Below are 9438 nucleotides of genomic sequence, written 5' to 3' on the forward strand. Positions count from 1 at the left end.
GGCCCAGTAGACGCGGCCCTTGTCCACGACGTGGCCGCGCGCCGCGTCCTCCTTCGCGTGCCGGGCCGCGGTCATGAGGTCCTCGTAGCGGTCGGCGCGCAGAAGGTGGACGATCAGCCGGTCCTGCGGGGCGAGCAACTGGAAGACGCCATCGCTCACATAAGTCTGCGCCCACTGCCGCAACTGCGGGTAGAAGAACTCCCGTGCGCGCTCTTCGCTCTCCCGGGGCAGCAGGGCACGCAGCGGCCCGCACAGCTCCCACTCCACATGGCGGCGCATGATCCGGTCCTGGCGCGGCCCGGGGTCCAGGTAGCGGGCGACCGTCTCGAAGCACAGCCGGGTGCCGTCCATGCGGTGGACGAGGTCGGCTGCGGTGAGGGTGAGGTTGTTGCCGTTCCGGCGGTTGCGGGAGTAGTAGCAGTCGTAGTCGGCGACCACGGAGATGCCGTCGGCGTTGAGGTAGGCGGCAGCCGTGAACGGCTTGTCCTCACAGTTGCGGTACGGCGGGAACCTGAGGTTCAGCCGTTCGATCAGCGAGCGTCTGAACAGCTTCCAGCAGCCCAGGGTGCGGTAGGCGGCGGAGGAGAAGACGTCCGTGCGCGGCTGGTTGTGGGAGAAGACCGCGGTCGGCACGGCTCGTCCGCCGACCGACACCATCTTGCCGAGAACCACGTCGGTGCGGTTCTCGTCCGCCATGGCGACCATGCGGCGCAGGGCGTCCGGGCCCAGGTAGTCGTCGGAGTCGAGGAAGAAGACGTAGTCACCGCCGGCCCTGTCCAGGCCGGTGTTGCGCGGGCCTCCGGCCCCTCCGCTGTTGGGCTGGTGGACGACCCGCATGTGGGAGCAGGTCTGCGCGAGGCGGTCCAGTTCGTGTCCGGTGCCGTCGGTCGAGCCGTCGTCGATCGCGATGATCTCGATCTCGTCCGGGCCGAGCGTCTGCTCCATGACGGAGGTGATGCATCGGGTCAGTTCCGGCATCGCGTTGTACGCGGGGATGATCACGCTCACGCGGGGAGGGGTCGTACGGGACATGAGCGGCTCCGGGCCGTGGGGGTGCGGTGCAGAGGGAGGCAGTCCGGCTTCTGACGGGGCCGGGCGACACGCGGCTCCATGGAGTGTCCGGCAGGCCCGCTCCGCCCGCCCCGCGTGAGGCGCCCTCCTACGCTGTCGGAGTGTGGGAACCACCCGTCCGGGTGCGTGCCGACCGCACCTGTGGCGTGCACTCCCCGACGTACGTCATCGCGTCACCGACGGGCCGTCAGGCAGCTCCCGGGCGACGGCACGTCAGGGAAGGGCAGGGCATTCGGCCCGGTCCCACACTGAAAGCGGTAGCGCACCTTCCGCATTGACGGTGTGTGGCGTGTCACACCGCTCAAAGGCCGCCTAAGTTGTCTGCATCACAGCGGAAATGTCCATTTGACGTCCATGCTCGAACCGGACGTCGGCCCCCGAAGTGGGGCCCACCGGCATTCTCTTGGACACGAAGTCCAAAGTGACCCATGACACAGCCCTCGTGACATTCTCCCCGCCCTCTCGGAAGGTGCCCCACCATGGCCGCATACCTCTGCCCGCCTGCCGTGATACACGGCGAACACGCCGTGAAGACCAGCCAGATCGTGGCGGAGGTGAGCGAGCGGCACCCGGATGCGGCGTGGGCGCCGCGGATCGACGGCATCGCGGCCAGTACCGGCATAGAGACCCGCGGGTGGATGCTGCCCCTGGAGTCCGCCGTCGCAGCCGGCAAGGGCAACGGCCTGACGGCGGTCGGGGTCCAGCCTGCCCAAGAGGCTTTGACCCGGGGCGGGTTCGCCCAGCAGGACGTGGACCGTGTGATCGCCGCCCTCGAGACCGTACCCGCGCCCCAGACGGTCCAGGAACGCACCGCACCGGCCTGGGAGGCCGTGCAGTCCTACGCCGAGCGCGCGGCGCGCGGGGCCCTCCAGATCGCCGGTCTGGACGCCGCGGACATCGACTGCCTGATCACCAGTCACTCCACCACCCCGGCACTGCCGGGTCTCGACGTGTCCCTGGCCAACCGGCTGTCGCTCCGCAACGACGTGTTGCTGCTGCCGGCCACGCAGTGGGCCTGCATCGCGGGGACCCGCTCCCTGGCCCTGGCGGCGGATCTCGTGGCCGCCGACCCCGACCGGGTGGTCCTGGTCGTCATCTCGGAGGCCCTGAGCACGACCTACCAGCCCGCGGACGACAGCCTCGAGTCCCTGATCGTCCGGTTGCTGTTCGCGGACACCGCCGTCGCCGCGGTGGTCACGGGCCGCCCGCGGCCCGAGTCGGTGCTGCGCCTGGACACGGCCTGGCACCACACCCTGCCCGGCACCCAGGATCTGCACCGCCTCGAGACACGGGCGGACGGCACCCACTTCGTGATGGACCGGCGTGGGCCGCGCGCCGTACAGGAAACGGTCACCGCGATGTGGGAGTGGCTACACGCCCGGTACCAGGACGACCCCGACTCCTGGCACCCCGACGTACTGCTCGCGCACCCCGGGGGGACCCGCGTGCTGGAGTACATGGAGCAGACGATGCCCGACGCGTGGCCCTCGGGGCTGCTCGATTACAGCCGGGACAGCTACACCAGCGGCAACCGCGGAGGCGCCGCCGTGTTCGACATCCTGCGGCGGGCGCACGACGCGGGTCAGCAGAAGCCCGGCAACCGCGCCGTGCTGTACGCAGCGGCACCGGGGCTCACCGCCACCGCCTTGGAAGGACAGTGGCTGTAGTACGGCGGAGGGCGCCGTCCGCACCGTCGGCCGACGCCGCCCGGACCTTCGCCGCCGCACTCCCGGGGCCGTCCGCGTCCCCGGCGTGTGGCCGCGTCACCTCGCGACTTCCGCCCAGACGACCTTCCCGGTGTCCGTCCACCGGACTCCCCACCGGGTGGTGAGCCGGTGCACGACGCTCAGGCCGCGACCGGCGTTGTCGAGCAGATCGCCCCGCCTCAGACGCGGTCTGCCGTTGCCGCTGTCGCCCACCTCGCACAGCAGGCCGTGGCGGGCCCTGATCAGCCGCACCGTGACGGGCCCTTCGGCGAAGCGCACCGCGTTCGTGACGAGCTCGCTGACCAGCAACAGCGCGTTGTCCCTGGTGTCGTCCCTGGTTCCCCACCGCCTCAGCAGCTCGGAGACCTGCGCGCGGGCCCGGGCAGGGGCATCGCCGCGGGCGGGCAGCCGCCAGGTCGCCGTGTCCTCCTTGCGGTAGCCGATCATCCGCGCGAGCAGCAGCGTCACGTCGTCGCGCTGCGGCACGGGCGCCAGCGTGGAGACGATCTGCCGTGCGGACTGCTGCAGTGCGTCCCAGGGGTGCACCGTGGACACGACGTCCGCCAGCCTGTCGATGCCCTCGTCGATCGACAGGGCGCGGTCCTCCACCAGCCCGTCGGTGTAGAGCGCCAGCACGGATCCCGGGGGCACGCCGAACGTGTACACGTCGAACGGCTCCCGCAGTGCGAACTCGGCTCCCAGGCCGGGGTGAGGGCGGATGGAGAGCGGGGCCGCCCGCCCGTCCGGGGAGACCAGGATCGGGGGGAGGTGCCCCGCGCTGGACAGCGTCACATGGTGGCCGACGGGGTCGTAGAGGGCGATGCAGCACGTCGACCCGAGGGCGCTGTAGCCGGCCGCCAGCCCGGAATCCGCGTCGTCCAGCAGGGTCACGGTCTCGTCCAGGTGCTCCAGCACCTGGTCGGGCGCGAGTCCCGCGGACAGCAGCGCTCGGGCCTCCATGCTCAGCTGGCCCATGGTGGCCGCGGCTCCCAGGCCGTGCCCGACTACGTCGCCGACCACCAGTGCGGTCCGGCCGTCGGGCAGCGGGAAGCTGTTCACCCAGTCGCCGCCGACGCCCGCGCTGTCGGGGGTGGCCGGCTGGTAGACGCTGGCGATCTCGATGGTGTCGCCGCCGGCCCGGGGCAGGAGCCGGCGCTGCAACGCCAGCACCTGGGTGTGCTCACGCTGGTGCTGGCGGGCCAGGTCGACGTGGTGGGCGGTCCTGGCGACCAGTTCCTGCAGGTCGAACAGCTCGCCGTCGCGGAAGGGGCAGTCCGCCCGTCGCCAGACCTCCGCCACGCCCAGGACGACGGGCGGTGCGCCGTCCAGGACCAGAGGTATGCATGCCAGACCTGCCGACCGGTCGCCGGGCACCAGGGCGCGCGCCACACGTGGGCTGCCGAAGACCCTCTCGAGTGCCTCCCGGTCGGGTATGACGATGGTCTGCGGGGCATCATCGCGCAGCACCGCCTGCGCCAGCAGGCGACTCGCGTCCACGGGAAGGTCGTCGCCCGGGATCATGTAGCCCTCGGGCCACACCCGGTCCGGCACCAGGGCCGCCCGCCGCAGCCGAATGCGTCCCTGCGCCTTTCCGGTGACCCCCTCGCCCGTCCACACGGCGAAGTCGAGGTCGACGGCGGCCACGTCTCCCCAGGCCAGCAGGGACTCCGCCAGCGACTGCGCCGTCTCGCCGATGTCCAGCGAGGTGCCGATCGCGGTCTCCGCGGCGTAGAGGTGCAGCCTCCTCGCCATGGCGATCACGGAGACGGTCAGGCCCTCCTCGGGTGCCGCGGCGGGCAGGATGCTCATGGAGACCACCAGCTCCGACCCGTCGGCCCGCCGCAGCCGCTGGATCCGGGCCACGTGCGCCTCACCGCTCTCGATGACCTGCCGCAAGCGCCGTGTGACCGTCGGCACGTCACCGGGGGGCAGGAGATCGAAGAACGGCTTCCCGACTCCGGCGTCCAGACCCGCGAACACAGGGGCATCCAGGTTGCAGCGGGTGATGATCAGGTCCGTGTCCAGGTTGAGCGCGCCGAGGATCTGCTCCTGACGGCCGGCCGCCGGGTTCTCGGGGAGTTGCCGGCGGGTGCGGTCGTCCTGCACATCGGCAGCACCGACGGGCGCCGCCGCTCCGCCACGCGGGATATAGCGCCCCAGAGCGCGGCTGACCAGGTCGAACGCCGAGGAGGACGAGGGCGAGGGTGTGGAGTCCATGCGGCTCTCTCAGCAATCCCCGGCGCGGGTGCCGGGGTTGTTTTCGGACCCGTGCGGTGGGGCCCCGAGTCCCTGACCGCACACCTCATTGAATAACACCGGGGGCCGCTTCGCACACACCAGCGATTGACCGGTGGACGCGGACGGTGCGCTTAGGAGGCAGAGGGCCCCTGGCCGGGGCCCTCTGCCTCCTAAGGGTCGGAGACCGCTCAGAGCGCGGTCAGGGGCTGCGCATGAGCGATGAGAAGCGCGACGTCGTCATGGTCGGCGGGATGACGCAGTTGCTGGAGCAGCCGTTCGCAGGTCTCCTCCGCGGACGGGTGCGGTGGGGCCAGCAGGCGCAGGAGATGGTCCAGACCCTTGTCGATGGGGTCGTCGCGGGTCTCGACGAGCCCGTCGGTGTACAGGATCAGTTGATCGCCGGGGTTCATGGCGAGGGTGGAGGTTTCGAAGGGTCCGCCGCCGACGCCCAGCGGGGTGCCCGTGGGCAGGTCGAGCAGTTCGGGTGGTCCGCCGGCCCGTACCAGGACCGGGGGCAGGTGGCCGGCGCAGGCGACGTGCAAGCGGCGGTCGTGCGGGTCGTAGACGGCGTACACGCACGTGGCGATGTAGGGGTCCAGGCCCTGTGTGATCTTGTCGAGGTGGGTGAGGATCCGGCTCGGTGCCAGGTCGAGGTCGGCGAGGGTGGAGGTGGCGGTGCGCAGCCGGCCCATGGCGGTTGCGGCCGGGATGCCGCTGCCCATGACGTCGCCCACCGCAAGGGCGGTTCGGTCACCGCTGAGGGGGATGATGTCGTACCAGTCACCGCCGACCTCGGCGAAGGCCTGCGCGGGCCGGTACCGGGCAGCGATCTCCAGGCCGGGGCGGCGCGGCGAGGGCTGGGGCAGCAGGCTGCGCTGAAGGGTTTCGGCGGCGCTGCGAATGTGCTGGTGCAGAACGGCGTTGTCGATGCTCAGCGCGGCGGACGCGGCCAGCTCGCAGGCCAGGGTGAGGTCGTCCTCGTCGAAGGGCTGCGGGTTGCGCGCGCGGGCCAGGCCCATCACGCCGATGATCTGTCCGCGGGCGATGAGGGGGACGGCCATGTCGGTGTGGACCCCGGCTTCGGCGAGCAGGCCGGCGGCGGCGTCGTCGGCCGCGATACGACTGAGCTCGCCGCTGTCCAGGTGGGTGATCAGCAGGGGCTTGCGGGTGCGCAGGCAGTGGGCTGCCGGGTGGTCGGCGTGGTAGGTCGTGAGGTGGCCGGGCGCGATGATCGCCTCGGAGGCGGTGGTGGGGAAGGCGGTCTTCACCGCCAGGGCGCGGAACAGTGCCGGGCCCTCGCCGCGGTCCGGCCGGCCCGTCCGCAGGACGGAGTCCAGGATGTCCACCGCGACCATGTCGGCCAGGTCGGGCACCAGGACGTCCGCCAGCTCCTGGGCGGTCCGCTCCACTTCCAGGGTGGTCCCGATCCGGGCCGAGCCGTCGGCCATGAGGCGCAGGCGCTGCTGGGCCCGGTCGGCCTGCCGGGCCGACTCGTAGCGGTCGGTGACGTCCACGACCACGTTGGCGATGCCCAGCACGTGCCCGCTCTGGTCTTCGAGCCGGTAGAACGACACGGCCCAGGCGTGGTCGTTGTCCGGGTCGGCCCGGGTACGGCCCACCGCCTGCACGTCGACCAGGGGCAGGCCGGTCCGGAGAACCTCCCGCATCTGGTTCTCCACGGTCGCGAAGGGCGAGCCGGGCAGGATCTCCCGGAAGTGGCGGCCCATGTGGTCGGCCTCGGGGACGCCGTGCATCGCGGCCAGGGCCCCGTTGACGGCCACGTAGCGCAACTCGGTGTCCAGGACGGACAGGCCGATCGGCGCCTGGGTGACCAGCTGGCTGGACAGGGCGACCTTGCGCTCCACCTGCCGCACGGTAGCCCGGTCGGTGGCCAGCCCGAGCGCGTAGTGGTCGCCGAGGCTGTCGGTCAGCCGCATGTTGCGGAACTCGACCGTCCGGGTGCCGCCGTCCTTGCGCCGGACGGGGAACGGCCCCGCCCAACCTCGGCCGGTCTCCATCACCTCGGCGAACAGTACGTGCCCCGCCTCCCGGTGCTCGGGGTGGAGCAGCAGGGTGGCCGCGTCCTGCCCGACCGCTTCGTCGAAGGTGTAGCCGAACAGCTCCTCGGCCTGGGGGCTCCACATGTCGATCCGGCCGTCGGCCTCCACCAGCACCGCGGCGACGCTCAGGAGGTCCATCAGCCCGCTCGGGCCGGATGCCGTCTCCTCCGGATCACCCTCCGGAGGCTGAATCGCTCGGCTCATCACATTCGCCCCTTAGGCCTGTCGACCTCACCGGCGCACCTGCCTGCCCCGGCGGCCTCATTCGGCGGTCTCCTCGCAGGTCGGCAACCCGTTCACGATGCGGTACGCGGCCCGCGTTCGACCAGGGGACGCGCCGGGAGGGCGCCGCGCCCTCAGCCGGACCTCACGACCGGCATGGGACCCTCGCCGTACCCGCTGGGTGCTGGGTCGGTCCTCACCCTTCCAGCCTTCCACACGTCCCGGTTCCGGCCAGGAAGATCAGTCCCTGGTGAGGTCCGGGGGGACCTTGTGCGACCGGCCGTCGGCGGCGTGCCGTGCGGGGCCGGAAGCTCTCGTCCCAGGCGTGCGAGCGGGGAGAGGGCCATCACCACCGGGGACAGCAGCATGCCTGCGGCCGTCACCAGCAGACCGGTGCGCAGCCCCCACTCCCCTGTGAGGAATCCACCGGCCAGGGAGCCGAACGGGGCCAGCCCCATGCCGGCGAACGTGATCGTCGCCGCCGCGCGGCCTTGCAGCCCGTCCGGGGTGACGGCCTGCCGTACGGCCATGACGGTGACGTTCACCAACTGGCCGCCGAAGCCGAACACGAAGCCGACCGCGAGGAGGGCGGGAACCGTCACCGCGGAAGTGCCGTTCAGCGCGGGCACACACAGGAACACGCCATCGCCGAGGGCCGCCGCGCACACGAGCACCCGGCCGTATCCGAACCGGCTCGGCAGGCGGGCTGCCAGCAGCGAGCCCAGGAGCGCCCCCGGTCCCGCCGCCGCGAGCGCCAGCCCCACGACGGTGCCCGGCAGATGCAGTTCCCGCGGCAGGAACAGCAGGTAGACGGTCATCATGGCCGCGAAGGAGAACTGGAACGCGGCCGAGGCCAGGCACACGAACCGAAGCACGGAGTCCCCGGCGACGAAGCGCAGGCCCTCGTGTATCCGCCGCCAGACCCGCGGGGAGTCGTCCGGGCGCTCCGGCATCGTCTCGGCCCGGCGCATCCCCCGGATCGAGAGGAAGGACAGCGCGAAGAGCAGCGCGCCGGAGGCGGCGGCGATCGGCGCCGACAGCAGGGACACCAGCGCACCCCCGAGGGCGGGGCCGCCGATCTGCGCCGCGGAACGGCTGCCTTCCAGCGCGCTGTTGCCTCGCACCAGTTGGTCGCGTGCCACCAGTCGTACGAGCGACGCCTGGTAGGCCACGTCGAAGAACACGGACAGGGCCCCGACGGCGAAGGCGAACGCGAGCAGGCCGGGCATGCCGAGCCGGCCGGAGAGTCCGGCCACGGCCACAGCGCCCAGAGCCAGCGCGCGGCCGACGTCCGTGAGCACCAACGTCGTGCGGGTACGCCACCTGTCCGCCCACGCGCCGGCGAAGAGCGACAGCAACAGGATCGGCGCCTGCCCCACGGCGCGGAGGACGCCCAGCCGGCCGGCACTGGCGTCGAGTGTCAGGACGGCCAGGAGCGGCAGGACCACCAAGCCTGCGTGTTCACCGAGCTGGGAGGCGGTCTGCCCCACCCAGAGTCTGCGGAAGTCGGCGTCCCGCCACAAGCTGGACCGAGCAGGCCGACGGGAATGCGGTTCAGTGGAGGAGGCGGACGGCACGGGCATCCTTTGTGTTGCCGACAACGAGGCCCGCCACCGCACTCCCAAGAGGTGCGTCGGTGGTTCGGGCAGGAGAAGGCTCGCTGTGCCGCACCATCAGGGGCAGCACGCGATGACAGGCCGGTCACGGCCGACAACGTCAACGCGCGCTCGGGACACCGACCATGTGATCGCTCCTCGTGGGTGACTCGCTGCGACCGAACTCTAGGCGGCGGAGGGCCGGCACGGAAGGTGGCCCCGCCTGTCCGTCCCGGTACCCGGGCTCATGACGTGTGGTGCAGGATCTCGGCGGCCAGGTGTTCGTCCGGTGCCCTGGGCAGCGTGTGGCGCATGCCCTCGACCGTCACGAGGCGGGCACCGGGGGCGGCGGCGGTGGCCACCCCGAGCGGGTGGACCTGACCACCATTCACCACCGTTGCTTCGAGGGCTTGGCGGCCCGGCTGAAGCCCTGACAGGGCGTGCGGCCGACCATGGCCCGGGGCGGCCCGCTCCAGCCTGCCCGCGCCCCTGGTAGCCCGCCCGTAGCCATCGGCCGCGTGTCCCGACGGCGGTCCTGGGGCGGGC

The 9438-nt window shown here is 71.9% G+C and carries 5 protein-coding genes and 1 pseudogene; 1 reads left to right on the plus strand and 5 read right to left on the minus strand.

The genetic code is table 11. From position 1 onward, the window contains the following. Positions 1-1032 (minus strand): glycosyltransferase family 2 protein (locus ABZ281_RS23515; protein WP_356658357.1); only part of this gene is annotated, 1032 nt, incomplete at its 3' end. Positions 1033-1550: 518 nt separating this feature from the next. On the opposite strand from ABZ281_RS23515, the gene ABZ281_RS23520 reads away from it, so the two are divergent. Next, complete coding sequence (locus tag ABZ281_RS23520) at positions 1551-2738, plus strand: type III polyketide synthase (RefSeq protein ID WP_356658359.1); 1188 nt, start codon at positions 1551-1553, stop codon at positions 2736-2738. Between the two features lie 96 nt (positions 2739-2834). On the opposite strand, the gene ABZ281_RS23525 is transcribed toward ABZ281_RS23520, so the two are convergent. The 4 genes and pseudogenes from ABZ281_RS23525 to ABZ281_RS23540 form a co-directional block, all read right to left on the minus strand. Then, positions 2835-4994, minus strand: coding sequence for a SpoIIE family protein phosphatase (locus ABZ281_RS23525; protein ID WP_356658361.1), 2160 nt, complete (start codon positions 4992-4994; stop codon positions 2835-2837). A gap of 209 nt (positions 4995-5203) precedes the next feature. Further along, positions 5204-7279 (minus strand): SpoIIE family protein phosphatase, encoded by a 2076-nt coding sequence (locus ABZ281_RS23530; RefSeq protein ID WP_356658363.1) that lies wholly within the window; start codon positions 7277-7279, stop codon positions 5204-5206. A 152-nt stretch (positions 7280-7431) separates the two neighbouring features. Then, a complete protein-coding gene (locus ABZ281_RS23535; protein ID WP_356658365.1) occupies positions 7432-8880 on the minus strand; it encodes an MFS transporter in 1449 nt (482 codons plus the stop codon). 257 nt (positions 8881-9137) lie between these two features. Continuing rightward, positions 9138-9438: pseudogene (locus ABZ281_RS23540) on the minus strand (hypothetical protein); the annotation flags it as partial.

The sequence above is a fragment of the Streptomyces sp. NPDC006265 genome (assembly GCF_040613555.1).
Classification (GTDB): Bacteria; Actinomycetota; Actinomycetes; order Streptomycetales; family Streptomycetaceae; genus Streptomyces.